22 protein-coding genes are annotated in these 19996 nt (G+C 52.5%); 15 read left to right on the top strand and 7 right to left on the bottom strand.

The window, feature by feature from the left end:
* Positions 1-16: 16 nt before the first annotated feature.
* The 3 genes from bamE to nadK all read right to left on the bottom strand — a co-directional run bounded on the left by bamE (position 17) and on the right by nadK (position 3298).
* The gene (bamE, locus tag QMZ30_RS05055; RefSeq protein ID WP_038645338.1) at positions 17-364 is read right to left on the bottom strand and encodes an outer membrane protein assembly factor BamE; all 348 of its coding nucleotides are present in this window, start codon (positions 362-364) and stop codon (positions 17-19) included.
* 308 nt (positions 365-672) lie between these two features.
* Positions 673-2334, bottom strand: a complete 1662-nt coding sequence (gene recN / locus QMZ30_RS05050) for a DNA repair protein RecN (RefSeq protein WP_283226595.1) — start codon at positions 2332-2334, stop codon at positions 673-675.
* A gap of 85 nt (positions 2335-2419) precedes the next feature.
* Positions 2420-3298 carry an NAD(+) kinase gene (nadK, locus tag QMZ30_RS05045; protein ID WP_283226594.1) on the bottom strand — a complete coding sequence of 293 codons (879 nt, stop codon included), beginning with the start codon at positions 3296-3298 and terminating at the stop codon, positions 2420-2422.
* Between the two features lie 122 nt (positions 3299-3420).
* On the opposite strand from nadK, the gene grpE reads away from it, so the two are divergent.
* Entirely contained in the window at positions 3421-3999 is a 579-nt protein-coding gene (gene grpE / locus QMZ30_RS05040; RefSeq protein WP_039329975.1) for a nucleotide exchange factor GrpE, read from the top strand.
* Between the two features lie 50 nt (positions 4000-4049).
* On the opposite strand, the gene ung is transcribed toward grpE, so the two are convergent.
* The gene (gene ung / locus QMZ30_RS05035; protein ID WP_283226593.1) at positions 4050-4727 is read right to left on the bottom strand and encodes a uracil-DNA glycosylase; all 678 of its coding nucleotides are present in this window, start codon (positions 4725-4727) and stop codon (positions 4050-4052) included.
* A gap of 265 nt (positions 4728-4992) precedes the next feature.
* Here ung and grcA point away from each other — a divergent pair, with 265 nt between their 5' ends.
* Positions 4993-5376 carry an autonomous glycyl radical cofactor GrcA gene (gene grcA, locus QMZ30_RS05030; protein WP_039329927.1) on the top strand — a complete coding sequence of 128 codons (384 nt, stop codon included), beginning with the start codon at positions 4993-4995 and terminating at the stop codon, positions 5374-5376.
* A gap of 197 nt (positions 5377-5573) precedes the next feature.
* On the opposite strand, the gene srmB is transcribed toward grcA, so the two are convergent.
* Positions 5574-6902: an ATP-dependent RNA helicase SrmB gene (srmB, locus tag QMZ30_RS05025; RefSeq protein WP_039329925.1), complete on the bottom strand. Its 1329-nt coding sequence runs from the start codon at positions 6900-6902 to the stop codon at positions 5574-5576.
* A 137-nt stretch (positions 6903-7039) separates the two neighbouring features.
* On the opposite strand from srmB, the gene trmN reads away from it, so the two are divergent.
* Positions 7040-7789 (top strand): tRNA(1)(Val) (adenine(37)-N(6))-methyltransferase TrmN, encoded by a 750-nt coding sequence (gene trmN / locus QMZ30_RS05020; RefSeq protein ID WP_283226592.1) that lies wholly within the window; start codon positions 7040-7042, stop codon positions 7787-7789.
* Here trmN and nadB read toward each other — a convergent pair.
* The gene (nadB, locus tag QMZ30_RS05015) at positions 7774-9393 is read right to left on the bottom strand and encodes an L-aspartate oxidase (RefSeq protein ID WP_283226591.1); all 1620 of its coding nucleotides are present in this window, start codon (positions 9391-9393) and stop codon (positions 7774-7776) included. The genes trmN and nadB overlap by 16 nt on opposite strands.
* 442 nt (positions 9394-9835) lie before the next feature.
* Here nadB and rpoE point away from each other — a divergent pair, with 442 nt between their 5' ends.
* The 11 genes from rpoE to acpS all read left to right on the top strand — a co-directional run bounded on the left by rpoE (position 9836) and on the right by acpS (position 19185).
* Complete coding sequence (gene rpoE / locus QMZ30_RS05010) at positions 9836-10414, top strand: RNA polymerase sigma factor RpoE (RefSeq protein WP_039329921.1); 579 nt, start codon at positions 9836-9838, stop codon at positions 10412-10414.
* 27 nt (positions 10415-10441) lie between these two features.
* Positions 10442-11101, top strand: a complete 660-nt coding sequence (gene rseA, locus QMZ30_RS05005; RefSeq protein ID WP_039329919.1) for an anti-sigma-E factor RseA — start codon at positions 10442-10444, stop codon at positions 11099-11101.
* Entirely contained in the window at positions 11101-12057 is a 957-nt protein-coding gene (gene rseB / locus QMZ30_RS05000) for a sigma-E factor regulatory protein RseB (RefSeq protein WP_039329917.1), read from the top strand. The genes rseA and rseB overlap by 1 nt, the downstream gene beginning before the upstream one ends.
* On the top strand, positions 12054-12518 hold the full coding sequence (rseC, locus tag QMZ30_RS04995) for a SoxR-reducing system protein RseC (protein WP_039329915.1): 465 nt from the start codon (positions 12054-12056) through the stop codon (positions 12516-12518). Before rseB ends, rseC begins: the two co-directional genes overlap by 4 nt.
* Before the next feature lie 217 nt (positions 12519-12735).
* Complete coding sequence (gene lepA / locus QMZ30_RS04990; RefSeq protein ID WP_039329914.1) at positions 12736-14535, top strand: translation elongation factor 4; 1800 nt, start codon at positions 12736-12738, stop codon at positions 14533-14535.
* A gap of 9 nt (positions 14536-14544) precedes the next feature.
* Positions 14545-15516, top strand: coding sequence for a signal peptidase I (lepB, locus tag QMZ30_RS04985; RefSeq protein WP_039329913.1), 972 nt, complete (start codon positions 14545-14547; stop codon positions 15514-15516).
* A gap of 114 nt (positions 15517-15630) precedes the next feature.
* A complete protein-coding gene (rnc, locus tag QMZ30_RS04980) occupies positions 15631-16311 on the top strand; it encodes a ribonuclease III (protein ID WP_039329911.1) in 681 nt (226 codons plus the stop codon).
* A 53-nt stretch (positions 16312-16364) separates the two neighbouring features.
* Positions 16365-17270, top strand: coding sequence for a GTPase Era (gene era, locus QMZ30_RS04975; RefSeq protein ID WP_039329909.1), 906 nt, complete (start codon positions 16365-16367; stop codon positions 17268-17270).
* Positions 17271-17273: 3 nt separating this feature from the next.
* A complete protein-coding gene (gene recO / locus QMZ30_RS04970; RefSeq protein WP_283226590.1) occupies positions 17274-18002 on the top strand; it encodes a DNA repair protein RecO in 729 nt (242 codons plus the stop codon).
* A 71-nt stretch (positions 18003-18073) separates the two neighbouring features.
* Positions 18074-18805, top strand: coding sequence for a pyridoxine 5'-phosphate synthase (gene pdxJ / locus QMZ30_RS04965; protein WP_283226589.1), 732 nt, complete (start codon positions 18074-18076; stop codon positions 18803-18805).
* Positions 18805-19185 carry a holo-ACP synthase gene (gene acpS, locus QMZ30_RS04960; RefSeq protein ID WP_034825626.1) on the top strand — a complete coding sequence of 127 codons (381 nt, stop codon included), beginning with the start codon at positions 18805-18807 and terminating at the stop codon, positions 19183-19185. The genes pdxJ and acpS overlap by 1 nt, the downstream gene beginning before the upstream one ends.
* 141 nt (positions 19186-19326) lie before the next feature.
* Here acpS and QMZ30_RS04955 read toward each other — a convergent pair whose 3' ends face one another.
* On the bottom strand, positions 19327-19578 hold the full coding sequence (locus QMZ30_RS04955) for a YfhL family 4Fe-4S dicluster ferredoxin (protein ID WP_283226588.1): 252 nt from the start codon (positions 19576-19578) through the stop codon (positions 19327-19329).
* 210 nt (positions 19579-19788) lie between these two features.
* Here QMZ30_RS04955 and QMZ30_RS04950 point away from each other — a divergent pair, with 210 nt between their 5' ends.
* On the top strand, positions 19789-19980 hold the full coding sequence (locus tag QMZ30_RS04950) for a hypothetical protein (protein ID WP_283226587.1): 192 nt from the start codon (positions 19789-19791) through the stop codon (positions 19978-19980).
* Positions 19981-19996 lie beyond the last annotated feature (16 nt).

Genomic DNA, 19996 nt, shown 5'->3' with positions numbered 1-19996 from the left:
TTTTGTTGTGATTCACTTAGCCTTCCGACCCAGTGAGCTTCGGTTTGTTGTCGATATTGGTCAACGTACCGTTGCTGTCGAAGGTCAGCGTCAGCGTTTGCTGTTTTACACCTTCATGACCTGGTTCCTGGCGGAACACGTAATACCAAACGTTGCTGCCAAACGGGTCGTGCATCATTGGCGTGCCGAGCGTGTAGGCAACCTGTTGCTGCGTCATGCCGGTGTGAATCTTCGAAACATCGTTGGCGACCAAGTAGTTACCTTGGTTGATGTCCGGACGATACACTACGCGCTCAAGGGTGGAACATCCGGCGGTCATCATCAACATTACCACTGCCGCGGCAGTCAGCGTTTTACAGCGCATCTATACATTCCTTTTCTGGGGCCAAACGCCTTTCATCAGGCAGTTTTGTTGCCATCGAAATCTGAACTCTGCTTACGGCAGGCTTTATTATGGCGATATATACCCTTCATACTTCAAGTTGCAGGTGCGTTGACTACGTGCATTCACCTCAGTCACTTACTTCAGTAAGCTCCTGAGGTGAATGCACTTGTCGCCTTCCTGAAACTCGAATTATTTTGTGTATTACTGCCGATGATAATAAACCTTTGCCATATTGGAAACCTCTACAAAGCAAGCATATGACCATTGGGCCAGAAAAAAGTGCGGTATTAGGCTGCTAAAAGTTCTTTGGCGTTGGCCAGGGTGTTACGCGTGACTTCGCTGCCGCCCAGCAAACGCGCCAGTTCCTGCAGGCGAGCACGTTTATCCAGTGGCTGCATATGGGTTTCTGTCATGGCGCCATCCGTCTCTTTACTGACGAAGAAGTGTTGATGTCCGCAACCGGCTACCTGTGGTAAATGCGTCACGCACATCACCTGTGTTGACTCACCCAGTTGACGCAACATTTGACCCACCACCGCAGCGGTTGGTCCACTGATACCGACATCGACTTCATCAAAGATCATCGCTGGGGTTTCCATTTTCTGCGCAGTGATCACCTGGATCGCCAAGGCGATACGTGACAGTTCACCGCCGGATGCCACTTTGCCCAGTGGTTGCAGCGGCTGGCCAGGGTTGGTGGTCACGCGGAATTCAATCCGGGTTGCGCCGTCCGCCGTCAGTTGATCGGCATTGAATTCCAGCTCAATGGCAAACTGACCGTGCGGCATGGAGAGGGTGCGCATGCTTTGGGTGATCAGTTGACTCAACTCTTGTGCTGACTGTTCACGCAGCTGATGCAGTTTTTCCGCACAGGCCAATGCCGCCTGATGATGGGCAACGACTTCAGTTTGTAACGTCTCCTGATCGCTCTCTTGCTGCGACAGCTGTTCGGCTTCATCCAGCAACTGCTGATACAGCACCGGTAAGGTTTCCGGGGAAACATGATGCTTACGGGACAAGGCGATCTGGCGTGACAGGCGCTGCTCCAGCTCATGCAAACGGTTAGGATCCAGATCCAGTCGCTCGCAGTAATGGCGTAACTCATCGCTGGCTTCACTCAGCTGAATCGCGGCTTCTTCCAGCAGATTGAACACGCCGCTCACTTTGTCATCCAGCGTCACTAATTCACCCAGCATATTACGGGCGCTATACAACAAACTTTGCAGATTCGTATCGTCACTGTCGGCAAGAATCTGCAGGGCCTGTTGGCTGGTTGAGAGCAACTGGCCGCTGTTAGCCAGGCGCTTGTACTCTTCATCAATCTGTTCAAACTCGCCAGGCTGCGGGGCAAATTCATTGAGTTCTTTTAACTGATATTGCAGCAGTTCACGACGCGCCTCACGCTCTTGCGAGAGTTGCTGATGCTGCGCCAGCGCGCGGCAGCTTTGATGCCAGCGCTGGTAGTGCTGGCGCATGTCGGTGAGCAGGCCATCATGGGCGGCATAGGCGTCCAGCAGGTGTTTTTGGTGATCGGATTTAAGCAGGAGCTGATGCGCATGCTGACCGTGAATCTGGATCAGCAGCTGCCCCAGTTCGCGTAACTGTGAGAGCGGTACGGAAGTGCCGTTGATAAAGCCACGGGAACGTCCATCGGCGCTGATCACGCGGCGCAACAGGCACTCGTTGCCTTCATCAAGTTGATTCTCGAACAACCAGCGCTGGGCTGAAGGCGAGGCTTTCAGTTGGAAGCGCGCACAGATATCTGCTCGACTGGCACCCTGACGCACCATATCTGCTTCAGAACGGCCGCCCAGGCACAGGCCCAACGCATCAATTGCGATGGATTTACCTGCGCCGGTTTCCCCTGTGATTGCTGTCATACCACGATGAAAGTCAATCTCCAGTTCACGAACGATAGCAAAGTTACTGATGGTCAGTTGTGCCAGCATAGAATCACCTGTATGTAAAAACAGATATGGTTTTTCATACAGTATAAACTGGTTTTTTATACAGTAAAGTAGCTGGCGGTGATTTTCAGAACAATTTTTTAGACCAGCCTAATTTTGAGCTTAAGGTATTAAAATAATTGTAATTTTTTGGATGGATAAGATTGAGATGATGGGCGCTGCGACGGATCAACACATCCTCTCCTTCCTGAATTGGCAGCGCGATTTGGCTGTCGCAACTGATCTCCAGGTCGCTTCGCAGTGAGGAAAAACGCAGGCGAATGCTGCTGCTGCTGTTAATCACCAACGGGCGAGCGGAGAGCGTGTGCGGGAACATCGGCACCAGCGCAATCGCATCCAGCGAGGGCGTCAGGATCGGGCCGCCAGCGGAAAGCGAGTAGGCGGTTGAGCCCGTCGGTGTGGAAATAATCAATCCATCGGAGCGCTGTGAAAACGCAAAGACTTCATCGATGTAGACCTCGAATTCAATCATATGCGCCACTTTGCCCGGATGTAGCACCACTTCGTTGATAGCGCTGCCAATACGCGGTGAGCAATCTTGCTTACACACTTGTGCTTCCAGCAGGAAACGGCTCTCCACGAAGTATTCGCCCTGCAGCACATCATCTAACTGTTGCTGAGCATTGTCGGGATCGAGATCGGTGAGAAAACCGAGATTACCGCGGTTAATCCCAATCACTTTAATGTCATAACGTGCCAGCACGCGCGCGGCACCCAGCATGTTGCCGTCCCCCCCGACCACGACCGCTAAATCGGCGCGTTGACCGATATCCGCCAGGCTGCCGGTTTCCACATCTTTCAAATTCAATTCGCGGGCAATCTGCTGCTCGACGATCACCTCATAGCCTTTTGCTGTCAGCCAGCGCCAGAGCATTTCATGGGTGGTTAACGCAGTAGGATGACGCGGATGACCCACAATCCCAATGCAGTTAAAGTGTTTGTTCATTTAGCAGGTGTTCCTCATAAGCCAAAACGGCCAGGCAATGTGATGGGTTCACTTGAAACCGTCAAACTGATCCCCATAATAAGCCAACCAGCGAGATGAATGTGCAAAACGCGGAGAAATTCATGAGTAGTAAAGAACAGAATACCCCTAACGAGCAAGTCTCAGACGAAATTCAACAGGATCAACAGCACGTGGACGCAGAGACGGCAACTGAGGTGGATCCGCGTGATGAGCGTATTGCGCAACTGGAAGCTGAATTAGCCCAGTCGCAGACCGGCGTGCGCGATGCGCAGCTGCGTGCTCAGGCGGAGATTGAAAATATCCGTCGCCGTGCCGAAATGGACGTGGAAAAGGCGCACAAGTTTGCGCTGGAAAAATTTGCCAATGAGCTGCTGCCGGTGATCGATAGCCTGGAGCGCGCGTTGGAAGTGACCGACAAAGAGAACACCGAGCTTGCCTCTATGATTGAAGGCATTGAGCTGACGCTGAAATCCCTGCTGGGTGCCGTGCGTAAGTACGGTGTGGAAGTGGTCGGTGAAACCAATGTGCCATTCAACCCAGACGTGCATCAGGCGATGTCGATGATTGAATCTGAAGATATGGCGCCTAATCACGTGCTGATGGTAATGCAGCGTGGTTATACCCTCAATGGTCGCCTGCTGCGCCCGGCGATGGTGGCCGTGACCAAAGCGAAAGGTTAATTAGTCCGCTTTAAAGATCAACGGCCGCTGAATGCGGCCGTTTTTATTTGTCAGGGTAATACGGGCATCCAGTCGATAGGTGTTTGCCCAGACTGGCTCAGCAGCGCATTGGCCTGCGAGAAGTGCTGGCTGCCGAAAAATCCACGATGGGCCGAGAGCGGTGAAGGGTGGGGCGCTTTCAATACGTGATGGCGCTGAGTATCAATAATGCTGCCTTTCTTCTGCGCATGTGAACCCCACAGCAAGAAAATTACCCCTTCACGATGTTGATTAATGGCGCTGATCACGTTGTCGGTAAAGGTTTCCCAACCGAAACGCGCATGGGAATGCGCCTTGCTGGCTTCGACGGTGAGCACGGTGTTTAACAGCATCACGCCTTGCGTGGCCCAGCTTTCCAGAAAGCCATGCTGTGGGCGGATAAAACCTGGAATATCCTTCTCAAGCTCTTTGTACATATTCAATAGAGAAGGCGGGATGTTCACGCCCGGTAATACCGAGAAGGCCAAACCGTGGGCCTGATTGGGACCGTGATAGGGATCCTGGCCCAGAATCACCACTTTGATGTCACCCAACTCCGTCAAACGGAAGGCATTGAACACATCTTTCTGCGGCGGATAAACGGTGACACCGGCTGCGCGCTCATTCGCCACGGCTTTTAACGTGTCGATAAAGTAAGGTTTCTCTTTCTCTTCAGCCAGCACGCTGTGCCAGGTTAGCTTTTCAGCCATTTTCAACTCCCTGCAAAATTTTGCACCTAGCTTAACGTGTCGTAAGCGGTAGCAGAAGGGTAAAAATAATTTGAGAAAACACAAAAAAAGTTATTACTCATAATTGTTATAAATCAATTTGTTAGTTTTTTCGCTGGTATTCGGGCTGGGCATAATTGATGCAAGTCAATACGGCCTGTTTAGCGGGGTGATATACCAGAGCATCTAATTACATGATGAACCGCGCTGTGCCTGTCAGCAGCGCATCAAAGCCCTGGAGGTCACTATGATTACTGGTATTCAAATTACTCAGGCCAACAACCCAAAACTTCTGAACTCATTCTGGTTGCTGGATGATGAGAAAGCCGAAGCGCGTTGCCTGTGTGCTAAAGGCGATTTCACTGAAGATCAGGTCGTTGCGATCAGCGATTTGGGCGAGATTGCTTACCGTGAGATCCCACTGGAGCAGAAGCCAGAAGTGCGTATTGAAGGGGGCCAGCATCTGAATGTGAATGTGCTGCGCCGTGAAACGCTTGAAGACGCCGTCAAGCACCCGGAGAAATATCCGCAACTGACCATTCGTGTTTCAGGTTATGCGGTGCGCTTTAATGCGCTGACGCCGGAACAGCAGCGCGATGTGATTACCCGTACTTTCACTGAAAGTCTGTAATTGATCGGCTGACCAAAAGTCACACAATCATTCAGGCCGTGCCGATGTCAGTCGGTGCGGCCTTTTTGCATTTAATGATGTGCGCCAAGAGTCTCAGAAAGGTCATTGCGATGAAAAGCGTAGCGTAAAGGCTATTTCTTATCTTCAGACATAAAAAAACGCCTCAAAAGAGGCGCTTTAATTGTGCGAGTGCTGTTTTATTCCGCACTGCTCTCTGGCGTGCTGCTGCCGCTTGGCTTGCGGCGCTTACCGACATTTTTAGTGTCGCGATGACGCTGTTTAACACGCGGTTTTTCCGCTTCTTTCTCTTTTTGTTCTTTTCGCTTCGCCAGCACTTTTTTCGACGGTTTACCCGTGACTTTGGCACTTGGCGCGCGTGATTCTGGGCGCAACTCTTCAATCACGCGAGCCTTAACGGGCTCATTAATATAACGTGTGATTTTGCCCAGCAGCAGATGGTCATGCGCTTCAACCAGCGAGATCGCCGTACCTTTACGGCCAGCACGCGCGGTGCGGCCAATGCGGTGCAGATAGACATCAGCGGTGCGCGGCAGGTCAAAGTTAATTACATGCGTCACATCATCAATGTCGATACCGCGCGCGGCAACGTCAGTGGCAATCATTACGTTTACGCGATTTTCATTGATGCGCTTGATCGCTTCGTTGCGGTTGACCTGCACCATCTCACCTTCCAGATAACTGGTGCGGATGCCGGCTTCGTGCAACCAGGTCACCACCTCATGCAGACGCTCACGCTTGCGTACAAAGACGATCACGCGCTTGGCTTCTGGCATTTTCAGCAGATGGATCAGCAACTTGGTCTTGTGCTCAAGATTGTCGGCGCGGTAGTACCATTGCTGAATCTTTTTACGTTCGCTTTTGCTGGGATCGGCTTCAATCGACACCGGATCATTCAGCAGACGCTCGGCGAAATCTTTGATGTTGTCGCCTTCCAGCGTGGCAGAGAACAGCAACGTCTGCTTACGCCAGCGCGTTTCGGCCGCGATGGTTTCGATATCTTGCGCGAAGCCCATGTCGAGCATGCGATCGGCTTCGTCGAGGATCAGGGTCTCAACGGCACGGCAATCAAAGTTCTCTTCTTTGATGTACTGCAGCAAACGGCCAGTGGTGGCCACCACGATGTCCTGATTTTCACTGAACACTTCTGCGTGGTTCATGTACGCCACGCCGCCGGTAATGGTGGCGATATCGAGATGGGTGTGTTTTGCCAGCTCACGTGCCTGGTCAGCCACTTGCATCGCCAGTTCACGGGTAGGTGTAACAATCAGGATACGCGGTGGGCCCGATTTTTTACGTGGGAAATCGAGCAGGTGCTGTAATGCAGGCAGCAGAAAGGCTGCCGTTTTCCCCGTCCCGGTTGGAGCCGAACCCAGAACGTCACGGCCTTCCAGCGCGGCAGGAATGGTCTCAGCCTGAATAACAGTGGGGCGCGTGTAGCCTTTTTCCTGCAAAGCTTGCAGCAGGCTTTCGTCAAGTTCGAGTTCGGAGAATGTGGTTACGGTCATGGTCTACCTCAGTTTGGGGCGCTGATTATAGACAGATCAAACATAATCTTCATCTGTTTGTGCATTTCAGGTGCAGGTGAATTCCCGGCGTGACCACGTTACACTCCCCGCAGTAAACAATTCAATGGTAGTGAAGAATGTCTCAGGAGCAGCCGCAGACGCGGGCGATGTTAAGAAAAGATGGTTTCACCTTTAAGCAATTTTTCGTGGCACATGACCGCTGTGCGATGAAAGTCGGAACGGATGGGGTGTTACTTGGCGCCTGGGCTCCCGTGGCGGGGACACGTCGTATCCTCGATATTGGCTGTGGCAGCGGGTTGATTGCCTTGATGTTGGCGCAGCGTACCCCCGAACAAGTCACGCTTGATGCGGTTGAGCTGGAAGAGAGTGCAGCAAGCCAGGCTCTCGAGAATGTGCAGGCTTCACCCTGGGCCGATCGTATCACCATCCATCATCAGGATATTGTGAGCTGGAGTGAGCAAAGCGAGAAACGCTACTCTCTGATTGTCAGTAACCCTCCGTTTTTTGCACCGGGCACCACCACCGGCAGTGTCGAGCGGGATAACGCGCGCAGTACCGCCACGCTCGACCATCCCACGTTGTTACGCTGCGCCGCTCAATTAATAGAAGAAGAGGGGATTTTTTGTGTGGTACTGCCTGAAGAGGCGGGAGAACAGCTGATTTCATTAGCGCTGGCAGAGGGGTGGCATCTGCGTTACCGCTACGATGTTGCGGCTTACGCGCAGCGCCCGCCAAATCGTCTGGTATTGGGCTTTTCCCCGACCGCGGGCGAAACGTTGCTGGAACGTCTCGCCATTCGCGATGAGGACAAGAGTTACTCGGCTGACTGGCTCAGCCTGGTTTCCGATTTTTATCTGTTCAGATAATTATCCGGTTGGAGTTGCGTGGGTAGGGCTTCAGAAAGCTGATCGGGATAGTCTGGCGTGTAATGCAGACCTCGGCTCTCTTTGCGCTGCAGCGCACAGCGCACCATCAGCTCCGCCACCTGAACTAAATTGCGCAGTTCCAACAGATTATTAGAGAGACGGAAGTGCGCATAGTACTCATCAATTTCCTGCTGTAACAACGTAATACGGCGCAGGGCGCGCTCCAGCCTTTTGGTGGTGCGCACAATGCCCATGTAGTCCCACATAAACAGGCGTAGCTCATGCCAGTTATGCTGAATCACCACGCGCTCGTCTGCGTCATCCACGCGGCTTTCATCCCATGCGGGTAACTGCTCAACGGCAGTAACTGCTGGCAGGCGACGAATCATATCTTCCGCCGCCGACCAGCCATAAACCAGACACTCCAGCAGTGAGTTGGATGCCATGCGATTGGCGCCGTGCAGTCCGGTATAGCTCACTTCACCGATGGCATACAGCCCATCAACGTCGGTACGGCCGTGCTGATCCACCATCACGCCACCGCAGGTATAGTGCGCAGCGGGGACGATCGGGATGGGCTCTTTAGTGAGATCCAAACCGAAGGTCAGCAATTTTTCATAGATCATCGGGAAGTGGGCGCGCACAAAGCTTTCCGGCTGATGGCTGATATCGAGATACATGCAATCCACGCCGAGTCGCTTCATTTCATGATCGATGGCGCGTGCCACGACATCGCGCGGTGCTAATTCGGCACGCTCATCAAAATCAGGCATGAAGCGCGAACCGTCTGGACGCAGTAGCCACGCACCTTCACCGCGCAGGGCTTCGGTCAGCAAAAAATTTTGTGCCTGAGGGTGGAATAAACAGGTGGGATGGAACTGGTTAAACTCCAGATTGGCCACGCGACAGCCCGCACGCCACGCCATGGCGATACCATCACCCGAGGCGACATCCGGATTAGTGGTGTACTGATAGACTTTTGCCGCGCCGCCAGTCGCCAGCACCACGGCCCGTGCACGGCAGGTTTCAACCTGTTCGCGATTGCGATTCCAGATCCATGCACCCACCACTCGGCGTTTGCCCGGCAGTCCGACTTTATCTGAAAGAATTAAATCCACCGCGTTGGTGCGTTCAATGATGCGTATATTGGGATGGCTTAATGCCTGGCTGACCAAGGTCGTTTCCACTGCGCGACCGGTGGCATCGGCACTGTGCAGAATACGGCGATGGCTGTGGCCGCCTTCACGCGTCAGATGATAACGCGCCTCACCGTCGGGTTGCGGTTCCATATCGAACGCTACGCCATTATCAATTAACCACTGCACGCAATGGCGCGCATTGCTGGCGATAAAGCTGACGGTTTCACGATCGCATAACCCAGCGCCAGCGATCAGGGTATCTTCAACGTGGGATTCAATGCTGTCGGTTTCATCAAACACCGCCGCGATCCCGCCCTGTGCATACAGTGTTGAGCCTTCGTTAACCTGCGCTTTGCTCAGCACGGTTACCTGGTAATAGGGGGCAAGACGCAGCGCCAGCGACAAACCGGCGGCACCGCTGCCCACAATCAACACATCACAATGGTAATCAGGTATCGAAGTCATGGTGTTTAATTTACTAAACAAAAGGTGACCCGAGCATATGCCTGGATGGCGGTTCTGTGAAGTATTTTGAACAAATTACGCGGAAAAAATCTTCAGGCAGCGGAGATAACAACGCGATTTCAGTGAGTTATGTCTTAAAATGAGTACATCGTGTTTTTTATATCAAACACTATGAAAATTCAGGTAATAAAGATGAAAATTAGGGCGTCATAGGGTACTCTGCCAGCGATTATCGGTGCTGCAAAAGACACCACCAGCGTAGTCAGTCGCTACACTGAAAGACAATCAACAACAAATGATGTCGTGGTTCCGATACGGAAATTATCTGGTCGTAGTGAACTTCAGGCCAACATATGACTCAAAGCGCATGCTTGCTCAGAACAATGAGATGTGCTGGCAGTTCACTTACGAATAAAAAAGATTTGGGGAGACATTACCTCGGATGAGCGAGCAGTTAACGGATCAGGTTCTCGTTGAGCGGGTTCAGAAGGGAGATCAAAAGTCATTTAATATACTGGTTATTCGATACCAGCATAAAGTGGCGAGCCTGGTTTCACGCTATGTTCCTTCAGGCGATGTGCCTGATGTGGTTCAGGAATCCTTTATTAAAGCGTATCGCGCACTGGAATCATTCCGTGGCGATAGCGCCTTTTATACATGGCTGTACCGCATCGCGGTGAATACCGCAAAAAATTACCTGGTGGCTCAGGGGCGTCGTCCACCCTCTAGTGATGTGGATGCGATTGATGCAGAAAATTTCGAAAGTGCGGGTGCACTAAAAGAAATTTCGAACCCTGAGAACTTAATGTTGTCAGAGGAACTGAAACAAATTGTTTTTCGGACCATTGAGGCGCTTCCCGAAGATCTGCGTATGGCCATTACCCTGCGGGAATTGGATGGCTTAAGTTACGAAGAGATTGCCGCCATCATGGATTGCCCGGTCGGTACCGTACGTTCGCGTATCTTCCGCGCCCGAGAGGCCATTGATAATAAAGTTCAACCGCTTATCCAACGTCAGTGATAACGGCTACTGGAAGGGTACCAAAGCATGCAGAAAGAAAAACTTTCCGCTTTAATGGATGGTGAAACTTTAGATAACGAGCTGTTGGCGTCGTTATCGAAGGATGCAGATCTTCAAAAAAGTTGGGAGAGCTACCATCTAATCCGCGACACCATGCGAGGTGACGTTGGTGAAGTGCTGCATTTTGATATCTCCGCACGTGTTGCGGCGGCCATTGCTCTTGAACCAGCACGCAAAGTCACTACGCTGATTCCTGAAGCGCAGCCTGAGCCTTCACGCTGGGAGAAAATGCCATTCTGGCGTCGTGGCGGCACCTGGACCGCGCAACTGGCGCAAATCGGTGTGGCTGCCTGTGTGTCGCTGGCGGTGATTGTGGGTGTTCAACACTACAACAATCAACCTGGCAGTGGCGCGACAGAAGCATCTGATTCCCCTGCATTTAATACGCTGCCTATGATGGGTAAAGCTTCACCTGTCAGCCTTGGCGTGCCGTCTGATGCGTTTGACACCAACAGCTCTAACCAGCAGGTGCAAGAACAGCGTCGTCGTGTGAATGCAATGCTGCAGGATTACGAATTGCAACGCCGTCTGCATGCCGATCAGGTTCAGTTTGATGAGAAGAACGATCCGCAGCAGGCCCAGGCTAACGTTCCCGGAAATCAGTCGTTAGGAACTCAACAGCAGTAATGAAGCAGCTTTGGTGTGCCGTTAGCCTGCTGGCAGGCAGCCTGCTTTGGTCATCCACCGCCCCGGCGCAGACCTCTGCGTCCGGGGCGTTGTTACATCAAATGGAGCAGGCAAGTCAGAATCTCAACTACGAATTTGCCTACATCAATGTCTCGCGTCTTGGCATTGAGTCTCTGCGTTATCGTCACGCGGTTATCGACAATCGTATCTTTGCCCAACTGTTGCAGATGGATGGACCACGCCGTGAAGTGATTCAGCGGGGTAATGACATCAGCTATTTCGAGCCAGGGCTTGATCCCTTCTCGTTACCGGGTAACCACATCATCGATGCGCTGCCTGCGTTGATGTTTGCGGATTTCTCGCGTTTAGGTGAAGCCTACGATTTCATTCCGGTAGGGCGTTCACGCATGGCTGATCAGATGTGTGAAGTGGTGCGCATCGTGTCGCGTGATGGCACCCGTTACAGCTATGTGGTGTGGTTGGATGTGGACACCAAATTGCCATTGCGTATTGATCTCCTCGATCGTGATGGCGAAACGCTGGAGCAGTTCCGCGTGATCAGTTTTGCGGTCGATGAAGGCGTGCGAAACCTGATGCAAGGGCTGGAAAAAGCCAATCTGCCACCGACCTTGTCATTACCGGCGGGCGATAAAGTCCAACTCAGCTGGCAGCCAGGTTGGCTCCCGGCAGGGATGACGCTGATTTCGCAAAGCCGCCGCGATATGCCGGCCATGAACAAAACGGTCGAATCTCGTCTGTACAGCGATGGCTTGTTTAGCTTCGCCATCAATATTACCCCTGCCGATAAAAGCAGTGTGCCGCAGTCATTGCGCACTGGGCGTCGTACGGTGCAGACAGAAGTGCGCGATAATCGTGAAATCACGGTGGTGGGTGAGTTACCCCCTGCTACGGCTAAACGTATTGCGGACAGCATAGATTCAGGTGCACAAAAATGATGAGAGAATGGGCCACCGTGGTGGCGTGGGAGAAGGGCGTTGCCACGCTGCATTCGGAAGCAAAAACCTCCTGTAACAGCTGCTCGGCCCGCAAAGGCTGTGGCAGCCACGCGCTTAACCAACTGGGGCCGAAAAATGCCCATGTGATGACCATTGCCAGCCCAGAGCCTTTACAGCCGGGCCAGCGCATTGAATTGGGCATCCGTGAAAGCAGTTTGTTAGGGTCGGCGCTGTTGGTTTACATGACGCCACTGTTTGGTCTGTTTTTGGTTGCAGGCATCTTCCAGATGCTGTTCCACAGCGATTTAGCCGCCGCATGCGGTGCACTATTAGGCGGCATTGGCGGCTTTATTGTTGCGAAAGGTGTTTCCAGTTTGTTTGGCGATCGCGAAGCCTTCCAACCGGTGATTCTGAGCGTGGCATTACCGCCTGATGCCTTACGCGTGGAAAACGAAGTTTGATCCCCGTCAGGGCCGCATCAGTGCGGCCTTTTCGTTTTGGCTTAACCGCTGAAATCTGTTGCGATTCCCCGCAGTTCCATTCTTTAACGCGCGGCATTAACAGTGTAATATGCGTCGTCATTAATGAGGCTGACAGGGTTCCGGGTAAAGCTCACTTTCCTGAATGTGTCTGTGCTCAAGTTTTCCACTGATTTTTTACGTGAAGATATTCATATAAATGAAGCACATACGAAATTTCTCTATCATCGCTCACATTGACCACGGCAAATCAACGCTGTCAGACCGTTTGATTCAAATTTGTGGTGGCCTTAGCGATCGTGAGATGGCAGCGCAAGTTCTGGACTCCATGGATCTGGAGCGCGAGCGCGGCATCACCATCAAAGCGCAGAGCGTGACTCTCGATTACAAAGCGTTGAACGGTGAAACTTACCAGCTCAATTTTATCGATACTCCCGGTCACGTTGACTTCTCTTACGAAGTTTCCCGCTCTCTGGCGGCGTGTGAAGGGGCATTGCTGGTGGTCGATGCAGGCCAGGGCGTTGAAGCACAGACGCTGGCAAACTGCTACACCGCAATGGAAATGGATCTGGAAGTGGTACCGGTTCTGAACAAAATCGACTTGCCTGCGGCCGATCCAGAGCGTGTGGCGGAAGAGATTGAAGACATCGTGGGTATCGATGCTGCTGATGCGGTGCGCTGCTCGGCGAAAACCGGCGTGGGCGTGCCTGATGTGCTTGAGCGTCTGGTGCGTGATATTCCACCACCGGAAGGCGATCCTGAAGGGCCGCTGCAGGCGCTGATCATCGACTCCTGGTTTGATAACTACCTTGGCGTAGTGTCCTTGATTCGTATCAAGAACGGTACACTGCGCAAAGGCGACAAAGTGAAGGTGATGAGTACCGGCCAGACGTATAACGCTGACCGTCTCGGTATTTTCACGCCTAAGCAGGTTGACCGTAACGAACTGAACTGCGGCGAAGTGGGCTGGTTAGTGTGCGCGATTAAAGACATCCTCGGCGCGCCAGTCGGCGATACGCTGACGCTGCAGCGCAACCCTGCGGACAAAGTGTTGCCGGGCTTTAAAAAGGTGAAACCACAGGTTTACGCCGGTCTGTTCCCGATCAGCTCTGATGACTATGAAGCGTTCCGCGATGCACTGGGCAAACTGAGCCTGAACGATGCTTCCCTGTTCTATGAGCCAGAAAGCTCGACAGCATTGGGCTTTGGTTTCCGTATTGGCTTCCTGGGTCTGCTGCACATGGAGATCATTCAGGAGCGTCTGGAGCGTGAATACGATCTCGACCTGATCACCACGGCACCAACAGTAGTCTACGAAGTGGAAACCACCGATGGTCAGGTGATCTACGTCGACAGCCCTTCCAAGCTGCCGCCGCTGAATAACATCGCTGAACTGCGTGAACCGATCGCGGAGTGCCACATGTTGCTGCCACAGGAGTTCCTCGGCAACGTTATCACCCTGTGTATCGAAAAACGTGGCGTTCAGACCAACATGGTTTACCACGGTAAACAAGTTGCGCTGACTTACGAAATTCCAATGGCGGAAGTGGTGCTCGACTTCTTCGACCGTCTGAAATCGACGTCTCGCGGCTATGCATCGCTTGACTACAACTTTAAACGTTTCCAAGCCTCTGACATGGTGCGTGTCGACGTGATGATTAACTCAGAACGTGTTGATGCGCTGGCGCTGATTACCCACCGTGATAACTCACAGTATCGTGGCCGCGACCTCGTGGAGAAGATGAAAGATCTGATCCCGCGTCAGCAGTTCGATATTGCTATTCAGGCGGCCATCGGCAACCACATTATCGCTCGCTCAACGGTCAAACAGCTGCGTAAAAACGTCCTGGCAAAATGCTATGGCGGTGACGTTAGCCGTAAGAAGAAACTGTTGCAGAAGCAGAAAGACGGTAAGAAGCGAATGAAGCAGGTCGGCAACGTTGAGCTGCCGCAGGAAGCATTCCTTGCCATTCTGCATGTCGGTAAAGACAGCAAATAAGGAATTTTAATGGCTAACATGTTTGCCCTGGTCCTGGTGATCGCCACACTGATAACTGGCGTTATCTGGTGTATCGATCGCTTTAAATGGGCACCCGCGCGTCGTGCTAAGCAGGCTGCTGCACAAGCGCAGGCTGGTAATACTTTAGACAGTAAAACGCTGGCCAAAGTTGCTGCACAGCCAGGTTGGGTCGAAACCACGGCATCGGTGTTCCCGGTGCTGGCGGTAGTGCTGATCGTTCGCTCGTTCATTTTTGAGCCGTTCCAGATCCCGTCTGGTTCAATGATGCCCACGCTGCTGATTGGCGACTTTATCCTGGTGGAGAAGTTTGCTTACGGTATCAAAGATCCGATTACGCAAACCACGCTGATCCCAACGGGGCATCCGCAGCGCGGTGATGTGGCGGTATTTAAATATCCGAAAGATCCCAGCGTGGATTACATCAAGCGTGTGATTGGTTTGCCGGGCGATAAAGTGGTGTTTGATCCTTACAGTAAAACGCTGACTATCAACCCAGGCTGTGGCACAGGCAAGTGTGAAACCGCACTGCCCGTGACCTACACCAATGTTGAACCGAGCGCCTTCATTCAGACTTTTAGTGGCTTTGATGGTAATGAAACCGGCAATGGTTTCTTCCAGGCGCCACAAGGCGAAACCATGAAAGGCGGTTTGCGCCTGGGTACGCGTAAAGAGACATTGGGCACCGTCACGCACGATATCCTGTTAGTCAACGAAGCGCAGAGCCAGGCAAGCATGTATTATCAGCAGCCGGGCCAGCCGCAATCGACCTGGATCGTGCCGGAAGGGCAATACTTCATGATGGGCGATAACCGCGATAACAGCGCCGACAGCCGCTACTGGGGCTTTGTGCCCGAGAAGAACCTGGTTGGTAAAGCGGTGGCGATCTGGATGAGCTTTGATAAACAAGAAGGACAGTGGCCAACGGGCGTGCGCTTAAGTCGCATTGGCGGAATCCACTGATATTAAAAACGGTTGGCCTCTCTCGGGGGGCCACTGCACACCAAACAGAACGTGTTGGAACCTCAGCCCTGTTTCGTATGCAGAGTTACAGACGCACAGAATAACTGGAATCGCATGAACCCCATCCTTATTAACAAGCTGCAGCGCAAACTGGGCTACACTTTTACTCATCCGGAACTACTGCAGCAAGCGCTGACTCACCGTAGTGCCAGCAGTAAACATAATGAACGTCTTGAGTTTCTTGGCGATTCCATTCTCAGCTATGTGATCGCAAATGCGCTGTATCACCGCTTCCCGCGCGTTGACGAAGGCGATATGAGCCGCATGCGCGCCACGCTGGTGCGCGGCAATACGCTGGCAGAAATGGCGCGTGAATTTGAGCTGGGAGAATGCTTACGTCTGGGACCGGGCGAACTGAAGAGCGGTGGTTTCCGTCGTGAATCCATTCTTGCCGATACGGTGGAAGCGCTGATTGGCGGTATCTTCCTCGACAGCAATATCCAGACCGTCGAGAAGTTGATTCTCGACTGGTATCAAAATCGCCTTGATCAAATCAGCCCAGGCGATAAGCAAAAAGATCCAAAAACGCGTTTGCAGGAGTATCTGCAAGGGCGCCATCTGCCACTGCCATCTTATTTGGTCGTGCAGGTACGTGGCGAAGCCCACGATCAGGAATTCACCATTCACTGTCAGGTGAGTGGCATGGCAGAACCGGTGGTGGGCGTAGGGTCCAGCCGCCGTAAAGCAGAGCAGGCTGCCGCCGAACAGGCGTTGATTAAGCTTGGTCTCGAATAAATAAATAGTTATATCGCAGCGTCAACAGTGGCACTGCCCAAGTCAGGACTCGAATGAGCGAACTCGAAACATATAGCGGCTTTGTCGCGATTGTAGGCCGACCTAACGTCGGTAAATCCACTTTGCTGAACCAGCTGCTGGGGCAGAAAGTGTCGATTACGTCACGCAAGCCGCAAACCACGCGTCACCGCATCATGGGGATTCACACCGAAGGCGCTTATCAGGCGATTTACGTGGATACCCCAGGGCTGCACATGGAAGAAAAGCGGGCGATTAACCGTCTGATGAACCGTGCTGCCAGCAGTTCGATTGGTGATGTGGAGCTGGTGATTTTCGTCGTTGAAGGCACGCGCTGGACGCCAGACGATGAGATGGTGCTCAACAAACTGCGCGACGGCAAAGTGCCCGTAGTGTTAGCGATCAATAAGGTCGATAACATTCAGGATAAAAGCATTCTGTTGCCGCATCTGCAGTTCCTCAGCCAGCAGATGAACTTCCTTGAAATCGTACCGATCTCGGCGGAAAGCGGGAAGAACGTTGATGCTATTGCCGCAATCGCGCGCAAATGCTTGCCAAAATCTGAGCATCACTTCCCAGAAGATTACGTCACCGATCGCTCTCAGCGCTTTATGGCCTCTGAGATCATCCGTGAAAAATTGATGCGCTTCCTGGGTGCTGAACTGCCTTATTCCGTCACCGTGGAGATCGAGCAGTTTGTCTCAAACGATCGCGGCGGCTACGACATCAATGGCCTGATCCTCGTTGAGCGTGAAGGGCAGAAGAAGATGGTAATCGGCAATAAAGGTGCCAAGATCAAAACCATCGGCATTGAAGCGCGTAAAGACATGGAAGAGATGTTTGAAGCGAAAGTGCATCTTGAACTGTGGGTCAAAGTGAAATCGGGCTGGGCAGACGACGAACGTGCGCTGCGCAGCTTGGGTTACTCCGACGAAGGTTAATTGATGGAAGGCTGGCAACGCGCCTTTGTGCTGCATAGTCGCCCTTACAGCGAAACCAGCCTACTCCTCGATCTGTTCAGTGAAAGCGAAGGGCGCGTTCGCGTCCTTGCCAAAGGCGCGCGTTCGCGCCGCTCTCAACTCAAAGGTGCATTACAGCCTTTCACACCGTTGCTGGTGCGTTGGGGCGGTCGTGGTGAAGTGAAAACACTGCGCAGCGCCGAAGCGGTATCGCTGGCATTACCGCTCAGTGGCATCACACTCTACTGCGGACTGTACGTCAATGAACTGCTGTCCCGCGTGCTTGAGCAAGAAATTCCCTTCTCCGATCTCTTCTTCGATTACCTCAATTGCATCCAGATGTTGGCAGCAGGCAATGGCACGCCAGAACCTGCTCTGCGTCGTTTTGAGCTGGCGCTGCTGGGTCACCTGGGTTATGGCGTCGATTTCTTGCATTGCGCGGGCAGTGGCGAAGAGATCGATGACGGCATGACATACAGCTACCGGGAAGAGAAGGGATTTATTGCCAGCCTGGTGGTGAATCAGCGCAGTTTTACCGGCCGCCAGCTGCGTGCGCTCTGGGAGCGCGATTTCCCCGATGCCGACAGCCTGCGTGCGGCAAAACGCTTTACGCGAATGGCGTTGAAGCCTTATCTCGGCGGTAAACCCCTGAAGAGCCAGGAACTGTTTCGTCAGTTTGTCCCAAAAAAGAAACCCGATGTGTCAAACGACTAGCGCTGGTCGTACCGCTTGATATTCTTAAGCCCGGTAAACTGCAAACACACTGAACACATTTAAGGATTGTCATGGCTGAGTTGCTGTTAGGGGTCAACATTGACCATATCGCCACCGTACGTAACGCACGTGGCACCCATTATCCCGATCCCGTTCAAGCGGCGTTTGTTTCAGAGCAAGCGGGTGCAGATGGCATTACCGTTCACCTGCGCGAAGATCGTCGCCATATTACCGATCGTGATGTGCGGATCCTGCGTGACACCATCCAGACACGCATGAACCTGGAGATGGCGGTCACCGATGAGATGATCGATATCGCTTGTCAGATCAAACCGCATTTCGTCTGCCTGGTGCCTGAAAAGCGTCAGGAAGTGACCACGGAAGGCGGTCTGGATGTAGCGGGCCAGCAGGACAAAATCAACGCTGCGGTTCGCTTGTTAAGCGAGGCAGGCATTCTGGTCTCTCTGTTTATCGATGCTGATCACCGTCAGATTGAGGCAGCCGTCGCCAGTGGTGCGCCGTATATCGAAATTCACACTGGCGCTTATGCCGAAGCCCCGGAAGGGCTGGAGCGTGAAGCCGAGCTATCACGCATTCGTAAAGCTGCGACCTTTGCCGCCAGTTTAGGTTTGAAGGTCAATGCCGGTCATGGCCTGACGTATCACAACGTGCAACCTATCGCTGAATTGCCAGAAATGCATGAGCTGAATATTGGTCACGCGATTATTGGTCGCGCACTGTTTAGCGGACTGGCTGATGCAGTAGCTGAAATGAAACAGCTGATGCGGGAAGCGCGTCGCTAATGGCGATTCTCGGGCTTGGCAGTGACATTGTCGAAATCGAACGCATTGCCGGTGTGATTGAACGCTCCGGCGATCGTCTGGCGCGTCGCGTACTGAGTGAAGCCGAGTGGCAGCAATATCAAGCGCACCAGCAGCCCGTGCGCTTTTTGGCAAAACGTTTTGCCGTCAAAGAAGCGGCAGCCAAAGCGTTCGGCACCGGCATCCGGGGGGGATTGGCGTTTAATCAGTTCGAAGTGTACAACGATGCCTTGGGCAAACCGGGTTTACGTTTCTTCGAGCAGGCGAAAGTGATTGCCAGCCAACTCGGTGTGAAACACGTGCATGTCACGTTAGCCGATGAACGTCATTATGCCTGCGCTACAGTGATCATCGAAGATTAAGCGTGTATACCCTTCATACTTCAAGTCCCCTCATGGGGCCTACTTTTGGTGCATGTGCGTTGGCTACGTGCATTCACCTCAGTCACTTACTTCAGTAAGCTCCTGAGGATTCATGCACTTGCCGCCTTCCTGAAACTCGAATTATTTTGGGTATAAGACCACAAATTTTTCCCACAGCGCCTCGCGACTTTCAGGGTGCTGTGGGTCAGAAATGATGGTGTTATCAATCGGGCAGACGCTTTGGCAGGTCGGCACATCATAATGGCCCACGCATTCTGTGCAGCGGTCGACATCAATCTCATAGATTGCCTCCCCTAAGCTGATCGCCTGGTTTGGGCATTCAGGTTCGCACATATCACAGTTGATGCATTTCGTGGTGATTAATAACGCCATGGTGTCTGTCAGTGTGTTTAGCAGGCGCGCACCTTAGCATAAATCACCTCAATTGACCCGACAGGGTATTGGCCTGCATCAAACAATCTGCGAATAAAACGCACTGTAGAACTATTCATCAATTATTGATGACGGGTTGCTAGTGAGTGGGAATAATCCGAGTTATCATTTCGTGCGATAATGACCGGCAAAATTGCTTGTCATACAGGCATGAAAAATAACGAAGTGAAAAAGATTCTGATTAAACAACACTGTTTGTGCTGCGGTCGCCCAATTGGCTTCTGGGCGCGACTCATCTCTGCTGAGCAATCGCTGTGCGATGAATGCTTACACCACTTGCAACGTGACAGTCGTGAAGCCTGTCGCCAGGCGGAAGGGCCGAACGATAAAAAGGCCGGTTAACGGCCTTTTTAATTGG

This window comes from Pantoea sp. EA-12, from assembly GCF_030053355.1.
Classification (GTDB): Bacteria; Pseudomonadota; Gammaproteobacteria; order Enterobacterales; family Enterobacteriaceae; genus Pantoea; species Pantoea vagans_C.
Note: the sequence above shows the minus strand (reverse complement) of the source record. Positions and strands in the feature narration are given on the sequence as shown.